Here is a 15,949-nt window from a genome sequence, read left to right as displayed (position 1 = left end):
GTCGGAGGGCTGGCGATCCCTACCTTGCTCAAGACGGAGGTAGTACTCCTGACTGATTCCGGCTCGCCGTGCCACTTCGTCTCGTCGCAGTCCCGCAACACGGCGGGGGGTGAGGGAGAGGATTCCGACGTCCTCCGGTCGCACCAACGCTCTTCGTGCGCGCAGGTACTCACCGAGCGGTGTCCGCGTGATAGGCATATCGGCTCTTCTCTGGTGGTCCGATGCAGCGCGCGCCGTTGATGCTGCATGATGTCGAACGTCAGCCCATCAGGAGCCGGACCTCGGCACCATGCAGAACGCAGGCAGGAATTGAGGAAGCCGTGAACGACCGAGCAGATGGCGCGGTTCTTCGGCGCCTTCGCATCGCCGCCGGCATGTCGTTGAGCGGCCTCGCAGAGGCCGCTCGGGTAGGTGTACGCACGCTCGGAGACATCGAACGCGGTGTCGCGCGCCGCCCGCAACGCGCGACGTTGGAGGCTCTCGCCGGGGCGCTCCAAGCTGGGCCGGCCGAGCGGGACATGCTCCTGCAACTCGGCCGAACCCGTGACACCAACGACTCAGCGCCGTCCAGCGTTGACGACTTCACTGCCCGTGATGCAGAGGTCGCGCGCATCCTTCAGCGCGCGAAGGACGCACCCACGTCTCTCATCACCGTCTCTGGGGGTCCTGGTGTCGGTAAGACCGCGCTTGCAGCGGAAGCGCTGCACAGACGTGGCGGTGGGTGGGTGCACGTCGATCTCGCCGGGCAGACCTCAGCGCCGCTGTCAGCGCTCGAGGTCGTTCGACGTTTGATCACTCTTGCTTCCAGAGGCGCGGACGAGCCTCCAGCCAGTCTCGAGGCAGCGCTCGCGACGTGGCGAGCGGTCAGCGCCCGATACGGACGGCCGGTACTGCTCGACGACGCCGCGGACGAGTCACAGGTCCGACTGGCCATCGACTCCTCGGAGGCGACGGCGCCGATCGTCGTCACCTCTCGCCGTTTGCTTGCGGGACTGGACGCGGACCTACGCATCGCCGTAGCTCCCCTTTCCCACGTGGACAGCCTTGCCTTACTTCTGCGGATCGCCCCCGACGCCGCGGACAGCACATCACTATCTGCCCTAGTCGACCGGTGTGCAGGGATCCCGTTGGCGTTGCGGGTCGCCGGCCTTCGGGTAAGTGCCCCCGGTGTGGACGCCGATAGCTTCTTGCACGCCATGGAGCTCGAAGAACAGCACCTGTCTGCGCTGCAGACGGAAGCGATTTCGGTGGAGGCAACTTTCGCTGTTTCCTACCGACAGTTGCCCCAACTGACGTCGAGGGTGTTCCGATCGCTTTCGGTGATTGACGGAACAACGTTCGATGCAACGATTGGGGCAGCACCGCTTGGGATACGGGTGGATGAGGCCGAGGACGCGCTCGAAGAGTTGGTTGATTTCGGCCTACTTGAACCACGCGCCGGGAACCGTTACCACCTGCACGACCTCTTACGAGCGTTCGCAGCCAGCCGACTGCAGATTGGGAACGGGAAGGAGTCTGCAGCGCAGTGTCGTGTACGTCTTCACCAATCGGTAGTGGACACGCTTCGAGCTGCAGCTGGATGGTTCGCTCCGACCGGGCATCCGGCCGCATCATCGGTGTTCAGCGGAGCAGCTCCCGCGAGAGCATGGATTGTGACTGAGTCTGACCATTGGTGGGCAGCTTTCAACGCGTTGCGAACAAGCCAGGAACGCGAAGCGCCGCGGAGCGTCGTCCATCTGGCAGCTGAGCTTCAGTGGTTCTCAAATCTGTGGCCAGCCTGGGGACACTGGTACGAGCTGTTCGAAGCAGGAGCGGAGATCGCGCGAGCCATCGGCGATCTCGAAGCCGCCTCGCGACTGCTGGGCCTGCAGACGTGGGCGGCGTTGATGGAGCGAGGCGATCGAGAGGGCGCGTTACTACTCGCGACGGCGGCGTTGAATGACGCATCCGTCACTCACAACGACGCCGTCATAGCGAACGCTGAATATCACGTTGCGTGGGCTCACCTGGCCCTCCGCCAACCCGAACTTGCTCTCCCACATATCGACGCTGCAATTGAAGGCAACAAGCGATCCGGAGACGACGAGGCGCTGGTCCAATGTCGGTCGATGGCCGGCGCAGCGCTCCACCTGCTCGGCAGACACGATGAGGCAATAACTTCGTTCCGAGCCGTGCTGCAAGATCTTGAACGCGCAGCCGACGGCGACCCCGGGACCGCCTTCTCGCGAGTGGTTGCATATGAGGAGATCGCAAAGTCCGCCAACGCGCTTGGCCGGTGGCGGGAAGCAATGGATGCGGCCGGAGCTGGGATGGAGATCGCTGACGCGATGTCGTGGGACACAGGCTCCGCTCGAGCGCTACGACAGCGCGCAGAGGCAGCACTCGGAGCGGGCATGGCCGAGGAGGCCGAGGATGACGTCCGGCGCGCTGTCGAACTCGTGGACGCTTCCCGCGGCGACGCGCAGGCGCTTGCAGTGCTGGACGATCTCGGCCAACTAGCGGAGCGGGCAGCGAACCTCAGGACGCAAGCCTCCTGAGGTGGAACCTGTCCCAACAAGGAACACGTTGTCAGCCGAGCGCCGCCGGTAACCTCCCACGGTGCGGACAGATGCGGAAAACCAGCCAATCGTGCGGGCTCTTGACCTCGAGCATGCGTACCCCGGCCCGGGACGCACGGCGGTGCCGGTTCTCCGTGGCATCTCGGTTGACGTTCTCCGCGGGGAGATGTTGGCGGTGGTCGGCCCCAGCGGTTCGGGAAAGTCGACGCTCCTGGCCTGCCTGTCCGGTCTTGAAACGCCCCTTCGGGGTTCAGTGATGATCGACGGGGTGAACATGCGGGGGCTCTCGCCTCAGCGTTCAGCACGCCACCGTCGCGGACGAGTGGGCTTCGTGTTCCAGTCGTACAACCTTCTTCCGGCGCTGACCGCGCGTGAGAACGTCTCGCTGCCGGCGCGACTTGCTCGCCGACGGGCAGATCGAAAGACAGTGGACGACGCGTTGGCGGCCGTCGGTCTTCTCGATGTGGCGCATCGTCGGCCCGATGAGTTGTCCGGTGGGCAGCAGCAGCGAGTCGCGATCGCGCGAACGTTGGTTGTTGAGCCGGAAGTTGTTTTCGCTGACGAGCCGACGGGCGCTCTTGACTCGGTCGCTGGTGCGGGCGTGCTGAGCCTTCTTCGCGATCGTGCCGCAGGGGACCGCGCGGTGGTGATGGTCACGCATGATCTCGCGGCCGCTGCTCGGGCCGACCGCGCGCTCGTGCTCCGGGACGGGAAGGTGCACGCCGAGCTGCACCACCCGGACGCCGAGGCGCTCTTCACCGCGGTCGAACGCGCGGCGGCGCCGGCATGATCATCGCGCGGCTCGCGGCAGCGGACCTGAGGTCTTCGTGGCGGGTGTGGGCCGGACTGTTCGTTGTATGCGCTGTCGCTGCAGTCGCGGGTTCGGTGCCCGGCGTTCTCATCGTGGGAGGGTTGCGAACTCCGGGACTCCAAGGGGTGGCGTTGCTGTCCATTTCGGGAACAACGGCGGCGTTTGGTCTCATCGCGGTCTTGGTCGTCGTTTCTGCGGTCGTCCGGCTCACCACCGCGCTCCTCGAACGGACGTACGCGTTGTGGCAGCTTGCGGGGGTTACCCCGCGCGGGGTGCGGGCAACGATGCTCACGGAGACGACCGTTGTTGCCGCCGTCGGAGCGATCGTAGGTGCTGTCACCGCGACGGCCTTCGTCCCGGCGTTGGTTTCGGAGTCTCTGACCGGAGCGTCTGGCCTTCGGGGCGTCCGGATTGCCGGATCTTGGTGGGAAGCAATCGCAGTCGTCTGTCTCACCCTCGTGGCTGCGATTCTGGGTGCGGTGCCAGGCAGCCGTCGCGCCGCCGCCGTCTCGCCACTGATCGTGCTGCGCGCGGCGCCGGAGAGACGTAAGTCAATTGTTGTACGCGTCATCGTCGCGGGTCTGCTGACGGCGCTGGCGTTGGCGATGCTGTCGGGGCTGCCCCGGTCGGTTGCTGACGGTGCGGCACCAGCGTTGCTGATCGGTCCGCTGTTGGTGGCTGCGGTCGCTGTCCTCGGCCGGACCGTGGCCGGGACTGTCGTCCGCCTGTGGACCGCTCTGGTGCCTGAACGGACATCGGTGGGGTTCAGCTTGGCGAGAGCATCTACGCGATGGTCGACGTCCAGGAGCGACACCACGCTGGCAGCGTTGTTGATCGCTGTTGGACTTCCGACGGCCTTGATTGGGGGACAGCGCACGGCCGTAACCGCAATGCAGGGTGGCGCGCCCGGCGAGAGCAGCGCCGGAGCAACGGCGCTGCTCCTCAGCGGTCCGATATTGCTGGCGGCGATCGGGGCGGCGGCGACCGCAGCGATGACAGCGAGAGACCGAGCACGCGAGGGCGAACAGCTTCGAGCGGTCGGCGCATCGCCGGGTCTTCCGCTTCTCGTCGCGGCGTTCGAGGGATTGATCATTAGCGTGACGGGTGTGCTGACGGCAGCGGCAACGGTTGGACTTGCCGTCGTAGCCGAGTGGGTGGCGCTCGTCGGGACTTACCCAGCCAGCAGGCCGGTGTTCCCGTTGGGCGTACTCACCTTCGCCGGTGCTGCCTGCGGCGGGTTGATCGTGGTGTCTGCGCTACTGCCAGCAGTGCTCAACATGAGAAGAGAAGCGCCCGCTCTGCGGGGTTGACGCCCCCACTGGCGCTATCGCTCGCTGCGAGACACGACGTAGGCTCGGACCGTGCCCGAACACGCCAGACCACTCATTGGTCGCGACTCCGAGCGTCGCATTGTCTTGGATGCCCTCGCCGAAGCTCGAGCCGCACGCGGAAGCGCCGTGCTCGTTCTGGGGGAACCCGGAATCGGGAAGAGCACCCTGCTAGACACCGTCATCGCAGCCTCGGAGGATCAGGACCGATTCCTCCTCCGGGCAAAAGGAGTGCGAAGCGGAACCGAAATCGCTTTCGGTGCCTTGCACGAAATGTTGCACCCGCTTCTTCGGTTTGCTACTGCACTCCCGGCGCGTCAGAGCGCGGCGCTCGACGTCGCGTTCGGCCGGCAAGAAGGGCCAGCTCCGGATCGTCTTCTGCTCGGCCTCGCCGTCCTCGGCCTCTTCGAAGAGGCGAGCGCGAACGGAACTGTCGTCGCCGTTGCCGACGACCTGCACTGGATGGACCGCACGTCGGTGGACGTACTCGAATTTGTGGGGTCGCGACTTCGAGACCTCCCAGTCTTGATCGTCGCAGCGACGAGGACCGGCACCGCCAGCGCCGAACGCGCAGAGTCCTTTCCGAGTGCGCTTCATCTCGGACCCCTCGACGATGTCGCGGCCGATCGCCTCGTCGCTGACGTGGCCGCCCATCTTCTTCCCCGTGATCGTCTACGCGTCCGGCGAGAAGCGTATGGAAATCCGCTCGCGCTGCTGGAGTTTGCATCGTCCTCGTCTGGCACCGCCGGTGCGACACCCGGGGAACGTATGTCTGTCCGACTCGAGCGGACGTTCCTCGACGAGGTTCGTCTTCTACCCGATGCTGCGCAGCACGCGCTGTTGCTGGCCGTGGCAGGGGAGGACGCCTCGGTCAGGGAAGTTTCCGAAGCTGTGGCCGAGGTGGGTCTGGACGCCGGCGATTTGGCGACGCTCGAGCGTGCTGGCATTCTCCGCCGTGACGGGGACAAGTACGTTCCACGTCATCCGCTCGTTGGGTCCGCACACTACGACGCCGCAGATCCGGTTCGCCGTCGGGAAGCACACGAAGCGCTCGCGCATGTCATCCGGTCGCCAAACCGGCGTGCACTTCATCAGGCGGAGGCGACGCCCGGACTCGACGAGACTGTCGCGAGCCAACTTGATGCGATTGCGGAAGCAGCTTTGCGCCAAGGAGCACCAGCCGAGGCTGCTTCGGCTTGGAAACGGGCGGCGGATTTGTCCCCGGGCGCGAATCAGCAGGCGATCCGCCTCGTCGAGGCGGCAGAAGCGGCGCGGCAAGCGGGAGCATCAGCAGAAGCGTCGACGTTGTTGGACCGGGCGCGTCCTCTCGCTGAGCTCTCGGATGCGCGGGCGCAGCAGCGGTTCGCCCGCGCGGAGTGGATGCTGAGCATGACCGCCAACCATCAGGGCAGGACCGCCGTGGAATTGGTTGCCTTCGCGTCCACGCGTGCAGACCCATCTCAGCGGGCCGAGTCTTTGCTCTGGGCTGCAGCAAAGTGCTACATCCACCAAGAGTCTGAAGAGGTGCGGGAGACAGTGGCCCGGGCAATCGAGGCATCGCCCGTGCGGGACACTGAGGATTCAGTGCTCGCCGACGTCGCTCTTGCTCTCGTACGTCCCGGATGGCGCCTCAACGAGCAAACGATTGACGCGTTCCTAGCTCGGGCCCGAGCAACCGACGGCGTCATCGTGAATTGCTTGGCATTCGCCGCCGAAGAGTCAGGCGATATGACGTCCTCGGACAGGTGTTGGACTGCTGGCGTCCGGCTTTTTCACGAGGCGTCGCGGACCAGCGACGAGACGACGGCCTTGTGCGGCCGAGCTTCACCGAGAATCACGGCCGGTCACCTCTCGGATGGACTCGCAGACGCCGATCGCGCGGAGCGGCTGAGCGCGGAACTTGACCTTCCCGTCGTTGCCGGAATGGCTCTTGCGGAGGCCGCTCGAGCGCATGCGCGGCTCGGTGATGGGCCATCGGCGACCGATCGTCTGAGATCGCTGAAGAGCATCGAGGTAGCGACCGGGTTCGCTCGAATCGTTGCGACCGCGGCATGGGCGGAAGCGATCGTCGCCGTCGATGAAGGTCGTCACCAGGACGCAGTTGCGCACCACGCTCGGACCTTGGTGAACCGTCCGGTTGCTTTGTGGGCGGGAGCCGACGTGGTTGAGTCCGCGTTGCGAACCGGTGACCGAGCGCCTGCCGTGGAGTGGCTGCTCGAGGCTGCTGCCGTTGCTACCTCCAGCGGGTCTGCGCATCTTGCTCTGCTCGTCGAGCGGGCGCGGGGTCTCCTCGCTGGCGATGATGAGACGGCGATCCCGCACCTCGAAAAAGCGGTTGAACTCGGGTCAAGCGCGCACACCCCATTTGACCTCGCCGTTGCGCTTGTCCACCTCGGGGAGCGGCTGCGTCGAGCCCGCCGAATATTGGAAGCTCGGGACCGCCTTACGGAGGCTGTCCGGATCTTCGACGATATCGGCGCCTCCCGATGGAGTAGTCGAGCACGAGCCGAACTCAGAGCTACCGGCGGCGTGGCGGGTTACCGCGCGTCGGACAGCGATTCCCCGATCCGGCTGCTGACGCCGCAGGAGCTGCTCGTATCGCAACTGGCCGCCACCGGCCGAACGAACAAAGAGATCGCAGATGAAATCTACCTATCCCACCGGACAGTAGGTGCGCATCTCTCGCGCGCGTTTACGAAGCTGGGCATCAGCCGGCGTTCGCAACTGAACACAGCACTATCGGCCAGCCGGGTCGCCTAAATCAGTTCGGGTGCGGTCAAGCCACTTTTTCCTCACTTGTTCCCTCATCGCAGTCTTCTTGGGCCGTGAACTTCCGGAGCGACTGCGCGGCGGCGCTCCCCGGCTCGGCCGTCAAGGTCAGGAGCGCTCGACCGCTGCCTCCAGGCACAGGCAGCGAATGGCAGATGAGCTCAACGTCGCCCTCCGAACCCAACCGGAGCCGAGCGCCCCAAACCACTTGCTGCTCAACGTCGTGACGAGCCCAAAGTTGGCGGAATGTGTCGTCCCGCACCGCCAACGTGCCGACCACTTCCCGGAAGCGAGAGCTCCGAGGGTCTCCGTGGAACCGGAGGTTTGCAACCGCTCGCCGGGCGTCGGCGTCCCATTCGATGCTCTCCGCCCGGGCTCTGTCCGTGAAGTGCTCAAGCAAGAAGTTCCTGCCCGGTAGAAGATTCGGTCGAATCGTTCGGGCTAAGCGGTTCGCTGCGAGGACGTCTTGCTCTGCGCTCATGAGCAGCGCCGGGACGTCCGTCAGGCCGTCAACGAGTTCAGTCAGCCCCGGCTCAATATCCTTTGAGGCGATGACGGCTGCGGCGTTCAGGTCAGCGGCATCGAGTCGAGCTAGCCGGTGCATGTGCTCGAGCGCCGCGGCGTTGAGGTGCAACGCGCGCACGAGGGCAGCGAGCACCTGATGAGAGGGATGACGGTCGCGGCCTTGCTCGAGCCGGAGGTAGTACTCCGGGCTGATGCCGGCCAAGTTCGCGACCTCGCTTCGCCGAAGACCGGGGACGCGTCGGGCGCGCACGGAGACGATTCCGAAGTCCTCTGGCTGAACGAGCGAGCGGCGCGCGCGGAGGTACTCACCGAGAAATGTGTGCGGAGTGGACATCCTGCCTCCCGGGTCATGGGGTCGGGTCCCGTGACCAGAACCTCAAACCACACAATGACGCCGGGCATCCATCGCGAACATCGGTCGAATGACCACAGTCGTAGCGAGACTGACCACCGCAACATGTCCCTGTCGGGGACACGATACGGTTCGTGGCGCGGCCATACTCTCCGTTCGTGAGCATGGACGACGGAGCCGACGACCGGAGAACACTGCTCGGGAGGTTGATCCTTCCCTGGACGGCCGTGCCGGCTGTCGTCTATGACCGCCACTTGACCGTCCAGGTGGCGAATCGGCTTGCGAAGGCTGTTCATCCGACGTTCCGCGCCGGTGCAAACCTCGCGCGGTCGACGTTCCTTGAACCGGAACGCGACACACCGGTTGACCCGGCTGGTACCGCTCCGATCGGGGCCAGACTCGCCGGCGAGCTGAGGCGGGCACTGGACGAGCACCAAGAAGATCGCGAATACATTGCGTTGGTCGGAGAACTCGCTGCGCAGAGCTCGGCGTTTGCGCAGTTCTGGGCGAACGCCGATGGGTCGCAACCCAACGGTGTGGTCGGGTTCGCGGTGCCCTCTGTCGGTCACCTCGTGCTCGCCTACCATCGTTTTGCGGTTCCGGGGCCGGATGGTGACACCCTGCTGCTGTGGTCTGGCGCGGATGACGAGTCTGCGGAAACGTTGCGTTTGCTCGCCAGTACTTTGGCCGACTGACGGCTTGCCCACCTGCTGGGGCGGGCCAGCCGTCGACCTCCGTCAGCGAGCGACGACGACCTTCCCAATCGCCGTTCCGTCGGCGACCTGCCGGTGCGCCTCGCGGAGGCCTGCTGCGTCGAATCCCCGCACAATCGAAGTCGCGGTGGATCGGACCTGACCGGCGTCTACCAGGTCCGCCAATGCGTCAAGCAGCTTTCCTTGCGCGCCCATGTCTGGCGTGCCGTACGCAGACCGGGTGAACATCAGCTCCCAGTGCCAGGCGATCGACTTGCGCTTCAGCGGGTACAAGTCCAGCCCGCGCGGGTCGTCGATGGCAGTGATCTCGCCGAACGGCCGGACGATGTCGGCGAAGGCGGCAACGTTGTTGGCGGAGTGGGCAGTGAAGACGAAATCGACGCCGTCGGGCGCCACGGACCGGACGCCTCGCACGAGATCGTGATGGTCCACCACGTGGTCCGCGCCCATCTTGGTAACCCACTGTTGGCTTTCCGCGCGGCCGGCTGTACCGATGACCGTGAGCGCGGTTCGTGCCTTCGCGAGCTGAATGAGCACGGAGCCGACACCGCCGGGCGCTCCGACGACGAGCAGCGTGCCCGCGCTATCTGATGTGAGCCGGAAACGTTCGAAGAGGGTTTCCCAGGCGGTGATACCGGTGAGGGGCAGTGCGGCCGCCTCAGCGTGGTCGAGAGTAGTCGGCCGACGACCGACAAGACGTTCGTCGACGGTGTGAAGTTCTGCGTTCGTTCCGGGGCGGTTGAGCGCGCCGGCGTACCAGACCGCGTCGCCTGCAGCGAAGCGAGTGACCTGCTCCCCGACGGCCTCCACTGTTCCCGACGCGTCCCAGCCGAGCTGTCTTGTACCGGAACGGAGCCCCTGTCGACTTTTTGTGTCAACGGGGTTCACCGACACCGCTTCGATGCGCACGAGCAGATCGCGAGGGCCAAGCTGCGGGAGGGGAACTTCCTGCGCGAGGAAAGCGTCTTCGTCGCGGATCGAGCGTCCGCCCTGTGCGAGGAACGCCCGTGTCATTGTGGGGATGTTCCGATTGGCGCTGCTGTTAGGGGCGGTGGTGGTCATGGCATTTCCTCCAGCGATCGTGGTCGGTGATCCCACCAACAGAGGCGTAATTCGCTCTCGAGGGGACGGTATCGAGCGTCGGCTCGGTTCGCGTGACTCCGCCGGGGACACTTTCGCCCCCGCGTGTTCCTGCGGGGGAGATGGTCCTCGGGGGAACACGTGCCAGCTACAGGCCGCCCGTAGCGTTCTCAGCGACCCCAAGATCAGATGGAATAGAGGAGCTCGCAATGACAAATTCTTACCCGCCGCTGCCGGCGGCTTTGCATGTCGGGTCCGGCGTCGCCTCGTCGGCTATGCAGACCCTGCTGCTCCCGATCACGCCGTGGCTTGCTGAGCGACCGGAGACCGAGCGATGAACCCCTTGCGCGCTGTCTGGGCGGTGCTCCGGGCGGACCCGGAACAGTGGCGTCGGCGGGGGCTCCGGTCACCGAATGAGATCGCGATGATGGTAGGCGAGCGTTCCATTCCGGACGACCCTTCGTACGGCGACTTCTTCGTCCCGTCGTTGTGACGCGGCGGAATCAACAACGGCCCGGCCCCTCTGAGGGGGCCGGGCCGTTGTGATCTGCGGGCTGCTATGCGGCCGCGTTGAGCAGGGCGATGTCGCTCGGCGACAGTTTCACTGCTGCAGCGGCGATGTTCTCCTCGAGGTGCTCCGCGTTTGACGTCCCCGGAATGGGCAACACATTGGGTGCATGCTGCAGAAGCCACGCAAGAGCGACCTGAGACGGTGACGCGCCTGCGCGTGCCGCCATCGCACCGAGCGCTCCCGCTCCACGGGTCAAGCCTCCGGTCGCCAACGGGAACCACGGAATGAACCCGATGCCGAGTTCTGCCGTGACGCGCACCAGATCCTCCGAGGAGCGCTCGACCAAGTTGTAGAGGTTCTGCACAGTCGCGATCGGGACGATCCGCTGCGCTGCGAGAAGTTCCGCGACACTTACCTCACTCAGTCCGACGTGACGGATGAGTCCCTCTTCTCGGAGTGCTGCGAGGGTGCCCATCTGCTCGTCGAGGGGAACACGCTGGTCGATGCGGTGGAGCTGATACAAGTCAATCCGGTCAAGACGGAGCCTGCGGAGGCTGCCCTGCACTGCTTCTCGGAGATGTTCTGGTCGTCCGTTCACAATCCACTCGCCCCTTCGCCCGCGGACGAAGCCGCCCTTGGTCGCGATCACCACCTCCGCACGGTAGGGGGAGAGGGCTTCTCCTATGAGGTTCTCGGCGACTTCTGGACCGTACGCGTCGGCGGTGTCGATGAGGGTGACGCCGAGTTCCACTGCTCGGCGGAGGACCCCTCGCGCGCCTTCGGGATCGCGGGACGGTCCAAATGCGTTTCGACCTGGAAGTTGCATCGAGCCGAAGCCGAGCCGGGCGACCGGGAGATCCCCGCCGATCCGAAAGGTCCCGGCGACTGAGGCGGTGATAGGGAGTGCGTCGGACATGTTCATCTCAATTCGTTGTCGGAAAGGGGTGTCAGCGGATCACGCGGCTGGCGCCAGAGCGCGTTCCCGGCGGGAGCGGTTGCCCAGCCCGATCGCGGCGACGACCGCGGCAATCGCGACGATCGCCGCATAGATTGCGCCGACCTCGCTGAGCCCGACTGCCTCAGTGAAGAACCCGGCGACGAGCACGGGAACGCCGTATGCCGCGTATGCCACGAGGTAGACGGCGGCGAAAAGCCCTCCGCGCGTCGCGTTATCCGCAAGCGGGCCGAGGATCCGCAGCGACGACCCGAAGGCGGCGCCTTGCCCCGCGCCACCAACAACCGCCGAAACGACGAGCAGCGGCAGATCGGCAGTCAGAATCCCGGATCCGGCACCGACCGCACCGACCAGCAGGAGCACGGCGCCGACTGCGGTGGCCACCCGGGCTTGCGCTCGAGAGAAGAGCATTCCTGCAATGGCCGCCGCTGCCGGCTGGAGCGCCACCACCGCTGCGCTGGCGGCGCCGCCGTCGATGCCAAATACACCGTCGTCGAGGCGCGGCCCCAGCCCGAGGAACAGGCCGGAGAACATCCAGCCGGCTGCCGTCAGCGGAGCAAGCACCGCAAACCAGGACCGAGCAGACGGGGGCACGGCGAGGACCGGCCGAAGAGACGCGAGCGCCCCGGCGTGACGGTCCGCGGTTTCGTCGGCCGCGAGCACTGCGGCGATGCCCACGAGCAGGACCAAGGCTAGTGACAGGAACACTCCCGCGGTGGGGTTGCTGAGGAGCTGTGCGGCGATACCTCCACCGAACGCACCCAGGGCGAGACCGCCTACTGGGGCCGCGCTGGTGAGCACCGTCATTGTGCGGCGATGCCGTTCGCTTGAGAGCTCGATGATGGCTGCCGTGAACGTACTGGTCGCGGCGCCGGTTGCGACGCCTTGCACGGCTCGCGCTGCGATCACCCAACCAATCGAATCGGCGTACAGGAACAAGCCGCTTGCGATGAGCATCAGGACTAGGGCGCCGATAAGTACTGGTCGGCGGCCAATGTGATCGGACAGGCGTCCCGCTACGAGGAGGGTGCTGAGCAGCGTGATGGCGTAGACCGTGAAGGCGGTGGTCAGCTGCCAGTCGGCGAATCCCCACGCCGATTGGTAGACGACGAAGAGCGGACTGCCGGCACCGGCGCCGAACGCCACGGCCACTGACGCAATGACAACGCCGATGAGTGCGGTGCGTCGGAACCCGGCGGAGGCTCGCCGTGATCCGGCTGCCTCCGACCGTCGCAGTAGCCCGAGGGACCGCGTTGCAATCGCGCCGACGATGATCGTCGCGACGCCGACAATGACCCAGGCGAACGCGGTCCCGAGTGCTCCGGAGTCGGTGCTGCTGATCAGGCGCACGCCGTAAGTTGCGCTCGCGGCCGTGGTGAACGTCATGGCCCAGAAGCCGATCGCGAACCCACTGGTCAGGTAGCGGCGCACGAGGAACACGTGTGGCAGCAGCAGCGCGACCATGGTGCCCGCGAGAACGGTGTGTGCTGTCGAGGGCGCACCGTCGGTAATCACCCACCACGCGTTGCCCGCGACGGCCGGGGGCGCGGAGAAAATGGCGAGTGTGGGCAACAGCGGCGCCGGGACTGCGGGCCCCGTCGCGAGCCGTGCGATGAGCATCGCTCCGACCAGGATCCAGAACAGGATGCCGGCGGCGAAGTACCCGACCGCGAGGGTCGTGTCACCGATCGTCGCGAGCGCCTGGGCAGTGAGCAGCGAAGCGGCGACCGTCGGCAGCAGGTAGCCACCGTGCAGAGCGCCCATCTCGCGGGGGACTGTGAGCAGGGACGTGACGAACCAAGCCCCGAAGGCGGTGGTGAGCGCCAGCATCACCCAGACGCCCACAGCGCCAACGATGGGAAGCGTCGTTGCAAGGTGTGCGGACAGGAGCGAGCCGACAGCTGGCACGAGTGCTGCGAACGGGCCGAGCACTGGGTGCTGAAGGTCCGACCGGATTCCTGCGATACCTCCGGGCCGCCGTAGGTATCGAACGATTGTGACCGCCCACGCGAGGGCGGCGGCAACCCAGAGCACTTCGCCGACAGCTGGCGGCGCGCCGAGCTCGACGCCGGCAGCGGTCCACGTGCCGGCGAGGCCGGCCGTTCCGAAAGCGATGCCGAATGTGTTCAAGGGGAGCCGAGGGCGCTCCGTTTGCGTGGTTTTCAACGATACCTCCTGCGTTGGATGGGCTTGTAACTTGCCAGGACGGTGCAACATTCCGGCTGATCCGGTATCGCACGGGAGGCGCGAAGCGAACCCGCTGCGCGCCTCCCTGCCGGTGTCGGCTGGTGTCAGCCCTTGATCCAGGCGAGAACGTCCTGCTGCAGGACCTTGCGGTAGTCGCCGTGGATGCCGTGCGGAGCGCCCGGGTAGGTCTTGAGCGTCCCATCGGCGACGAGCTCGATGGACTTCCGTGCCGCGTCGTCGATCGGCACGATCTGGTCGTCTTCGCCGTGGTTGATGAGGATCGGTACGGTGAGCGACTTCAGGTCCTCGGTCTGGTCCGTCTCAGAGAACGCCTTGACGCAGTCGTAGGCGGCCGAGAGGTTCACGTTCTGTCCCTGACGCCAGAAGTCGAGCTTCGCGCCGTAGGAAACATCGCGGCCATGGTTGGCGCCGAAGAAGCTTTCGGAAAGGTCGAGCCAGAACTGCGAGGCGTCCTCGAGAACGCCGGCGCGGATGCCGTCGAAGACCTCGATCGGTGAGCCGTCAGGGTTGCTGTCGGTCTTGACCATGATCGGCGGGATTGCGCCCGCGGTGATCACCTTCGCGACTCGACCGTTGGCATACTTCGCGGCGTAGCGAACCACTTCGCCGCCACCGGTGGAGTGACCGAAGACGATGACGTCGTGCAGGTCGAGGTGCTCGATGAGCGCTGCGAGGTCCTTCGCGTACTGGTCGATGGTGTGGCCGACCGCGGTCTTCTCGGAGCGGCCGTGGCCTCGGCGGTCGTGCGCGATGGCGCGGTAGCCCTTGTCGCTGAAGAACTTCAGCTCGGGCTGCCAGGCGTCGGAGCTGAGCGGCCAGCCGTGTGCGAAGACGATGGGCTGTCCTTCGCCCTGCTCGGTCCAGTACATCTCGATGCCGTCGGGGGTGGTGAACGTGGGCATTGCGGGCTCCTTGCGTGGTAGTCGAGTGCCGGACAAACGTCGGCGGTGATGCCGACGGTACGAGTGGCGCCGGAGGGGGGCGTGTCCCCGCCGGGACCACTTAGACGGGGACGTCTAGCCCGGCCACGGGTGACCCGGGCGGGGACACGCGGCGCGTTGGAAGCGGCTTTAACGTCGCCCTCGTTCACTCGATGAAAGGAAGCGAACTATGACCGACATCACACTCACTCAGGCCCACGCTGCGATCGCCGCTGCAGAGGCGAAGGCATCCGATATTGGCGTGCCGTCGACCATCACCGTCCTCGACCGCGGCGCTCGCGTCGTCGCAGTTGCTCGCCAGGACGGCGCGCCCCTTGTGTCCGTAGATGCAAGCGCTGCGAAGGCGCGTACGGCGGTGTCGTTCGGGGCTGCGTCGGGTGACCTGGCTGGTGCGGTTCAGCCGGGCGCGCCGCTCTACACGCTCGGGGCGGCCAGCCACGAACCGCTCACGTTCGTCGCCGGTGGTATCCCTGTGACCAGCGCCGATGGCGCAGTCATCGGCGCTGTCGGATCCAGCGGCGGGTCCCCGGACCAGGACGTGGTCATCGCCGAAGCGGCTGTCGCGGCCCTCTGAGCAAGATGTCGTCCCCGCCCGGATTAAGTAGCCCGGGCGGGGACACGCTTGTTTAGGGGCGGTCATCTTAGGTTCCCGGCATGCACACCCAGATCACCGAGTACACGGCCGACCGCTTCTCGATACCCATGGCGAGTCCGTTTGTTAGCGTCGTTGGGGCGTTCGAGGCTGCCGTACCGGCGCTCGACCAGCAGAGTCTGGCTGACGCCATCGCCAAGCACCGCGACTGGGACACAGTCGAGACCTGGACGGAGCAGCACGCACCGCACGGTTTCATCAGGTATTGGCGAAACGAACCGACCGCGTTGATGGCTATCGCCGGGCACCAGTCGTCGTGCGTTTCGTATCTGGTGGGGAATCACGTCGTCGCGGAACGTATGTACCGCTTTGATCCGCGAGTGATGGGTCTGGCACCGTTCCGCGTCACCATCTCGCAGCGTCCAGGGGAGCCGGTTTTGTTGACCGCAGACGTCCCGAGTGCGTCGTTCGGGTCCTTCGGAGACGGGCGCATCACCGCCGTGGCTCACCGCCTGGACCGGGAATTTGCGCAGCTGCTCATCGCACTCGGCGCTTCGGTCCCCGAAGTTCTGGCGGAGTTGTGATGTTGCGGGAGACTTCGGACGG

At 65.9% G+C, this 15,949-nt stretch carries 12 protein-coding genes and 2 pseudogenes; 8 read left to right on the top strand and 6 right to left on the bottom strand.

Annotated features, from left to right (window positions below):
- Positions 1 to 3 precede the first annotated feature (3 nt).
- Positions 4 to 198, bottom strand: a pseudogene (locus BJK06_RS19155) (helix-turn-helix domain-containing protein); the annotation flags it as partial.
- 23 nt (positions 199 to 221) lie between these two features.
- Between BJK06_RS19155 and BJK06_RS19150 the strand changes: the two are divergent.
- From BJK06_RS19150 to BJK06_RS18125, 5 genes and pseudogenes are all read left to right on the top strand, one after another.
- Positions 222 to 458 (top strand): annotated as a pseudogene (locus BJK06_RS19150) (helix-turn-helix domain-containing protein); the annotation flags it as partial.
- Positions 459 to 518: 60 nt separating this feature from the next.
- Positions 519 to 2,537, top strand: coding sequence for an NB-ARC domain-containing protein (locus BJK06_RS18130; RefSeq protein ID WP_258027708.1), 2,019 nt, complete (start codon positions 519 to 521; stop codon positions 2,535 to 2,537).
- A gap of 187 nt (positions 2,538 to 2,724) precedes the next feature.
- Complete coding sequence (locus BJK06_RS04795) at positions 2,725 to 3,348, top strand: ABC transporter ATP-binding protein (RefSeq protein WP_219810672.1); 624 nt, start codon at positions 2,725 to 2,727, stop codon at positions 3,346 to 3,348.
- Positions 3,345 to 4,679 (top strand): hypothetical protein, encoded by a 1,335-nt coding sequence (locus BJK06_RS04790; RefSeq protein ID WP_156794761.1) that lies wholly within the window; start codon positions 3,345 to 3,347, stop codon positions 4,677 to 4,679. The genes BJK06_RS04795 and BJK06_RS04790 overlap by 4 nt, the downstream gene beginning before the upstream one ends.
- Positions 4,680 to 4,730: 51 nt before the next feature.
- Positions 4,731 to 7,457, top strand: a complete 2,727-nt coding sequence (locus BJK06_RS18125) for an AAA family ATPase (protein WP_083295059.1) — start codon at positions 4,731 to 4,733, stop codon at positions 7,455 to 7,457.
- 16 nt (positions 7,458 to 7,473) lie between these two features.
- Here BJK06_RS18125 and BJK06_RS04775 read toward each other — a convergent pair whose 3' ends face one another.
- Positions 7,474 to 8,325: a helix-turn-helix domain-containing protein gene (locus tag BJK06_RS04775; RefSeq protein WP_070416920.1), complete on the bottom strand. Its 852-nt coding sequence runs from the start codon at positions 8,323 to 8,325 to the stop codon at positions 7,474 to 7,476.
- 182 nt (positions 8,326 to 8,507) lie between these two features.
- Here BJK06_RS04775 and BJK06_RS04770 point away from each other — a divergent pair, with 182 nt between their 5' ends.
- Complete coding sequence (locus BJK06_RS04770) at positions 8,508 to 9,038, top strand: hypothetical protein (protein WP_258027741.1); 531 nt, start codon at positions 8,508 to 8,510, stop codon at positions 9,036 to 9,038.
- Positions 9,039 to 9,080: 42 nt separating this feature from the next.
- Here BJK06_RS04770 and BJK06_RS04765 read toward each other — a convergent pair whose 3' ends face one another.
- The 4 genes from BJK06_RS04765 to BJK06_RS04750 form a co-directional block, all read right to left on the bottom strand.
- On the bottom strand, positions 9,081 to 10,118 hold the full coding sequence (locus BJK06_RS04765) for a zinc-binding alcohol dehydrogenase family protein (RefSeq protein ID WP_219810660.1): 1,038 nt from the start codon (positions 10,116 to 10,118) through the stop codon (positions 9,081 to 9,083).
- Between the two features lie 575 nt (positions 10,119 to 10,693).
- Positions 10,694 to 11,569 (bottom strand): aldo/keto reductase, encoded by an 876-nt coding sequence (locus BJK06_RS04760; protein WP_083295058.1) that lies wholly within the window; start codon positions 11,567 to 11,569, stop codon positions 10,694 to 10,696.
- Positions 11,570 to 11,602: 33 nt separating this feature from the next.
- On the bottom strand, positions 11,603 to 13,819 hold the full coding sequence (locus tag BJK06_RS18895) for an MFS transporter (protein ID WP_258027707.1): 2,217 nt from the start codon (positions 13,817 to 13,819) through the stop codon (positions 11,603 to 11,605).
- A 74-nt stretch (positions 13,820 to 13,893) separates the two neighbouring features.
- On the bottom strand, positions 13,894 to 14,712 hold the full coding sequence (locus tag BJK06_RS04750; protein WP_070416918.1) for an alpha/beta fold hydrolase: 819 nt from the start codon (positions 14,710 to 14,712) through the stop codon (positions 13,894 to 13,896).
- 208 nt (positions 14,713 to 14,920) lie between these two features.
- On the opposite strand from BJK06_RS04750, the gene BJK06_RS04745 reads away from it, so the two are divergent.
- Both BJK06_RS04745 and BJK06_RS04740 read left to right on the top strand, forming a co-directional pair.
- Entirely contained in the window at positions 14,921 to 15,325 is a 405-nt protein-coding gene (locus BJK06_RS04745; RefSeq protein ID WP_070416917.1) for a heme-binding protein, read from the top strand.
- An 80-nt stretch (positions 15,326 to 15,405) separates the two neighbouring features.
- Complete coding sequence (locus BJK06_RS04740; protein ID WP_070416916.1) at positions 15,406 to 15,927, top strand: hypothetical protein; 522 nt, start codon at positions 15,406 to 15,408, stop codon at positions 15,925 to 15,927.
- The last annotated feature ends 22 nt before the right edge of the window (positions 15,928 to 15,949 follow it).

The organism is Curtobacterium sp. BH-2-1-1, from assembly GCF_001806325.1.
In the GTDB taxonomy this organism is placed as follows: domain Bacteria; phylum Actinomycetota; class Actinomycetes; order Actinomycetales; family Microbacteriaceae; genus Curtobacterium.
The sequence above is the reverse complement of the archived record's forward strand: the minus strand, read 5'-3'. Positions and strand labels throughout refer to the sequence as shown.

Coding starts and splice junctions, on each gene's coding strand:
- BJK06_RS18130 (WP_258027708.1), top strand. CDS start 519: ATGCTCCTGCAACTCGGCCGAACCCGTGACACCAACGACTCAGCGCCG.
- BJK06_RS04795 (WP_219810672.1), top strand. CDS start 2,725: ATGTTGGCGGTGGTCGGCCCCAGCGGTTCGGGAAAGTCGACGCTCCTG.
- BJK06_RS04790 (WP_156794761.1), top strand. CDS start 3,345: ATGATCATCGCGCGGCTCGCGGCAGCGGACCTGAGGTCTTCGTGGCGG.
- BJK06_RS04775 (WP_070416920.1), bottom strand. CDS start 8,325: ATGTCCACTCCGCACACATTTCTCGGTGAGTACCTCCGCGCGCGCCGC.
- BJK06_RS04770 (WP_258027741.1), top strand. CDS start 8,508: ATGGACGACGGAGCCGACGACCGGAGAACACTGCTCGGGAGGTTGATC.
- BJK06_RS04765 (WP_219810660.1), bottom strand. CDS start 10,118: ATGACCACCACCGCCCCTAACAGCAGCGCCAATCGGAACATCCCCACA.
- BJK06_RS04760 (WP_083295058.1), bottom strand. CDS start 11,569: ATGAACATGTCCGACGCACTCCCTATCACCGCCTCAGTCGCCGGGACC.
- BJK06_RS18895 (WP_258027707.1), bottom strand. CDS start 13,819: ATGTTGCACCGTCCTGGCAAGTTACAAGCCCATCCAACGCAGGAGGTA.
- BJK06_RS04750 (WP_070416918.1), bottom strand. CDS start 14,712: ATGCCCACGTTCACCACCCCCGACGGCATCGAGATGTACTGGACCGAG.
- BJK06_RS04745 (WP_070416917.1), top strand. CDS start 14,921: ATGACCGACATCACACTCACTCAGGCCCACGCTGCGATCGCCGCTGCA.
- BJK06_RS04740 (WP_070416916.1), top strand. CDS start 15,406: ATGCACACCCAGATCACCGAGTACACGGCCGACCGCTTCTCGATACCC.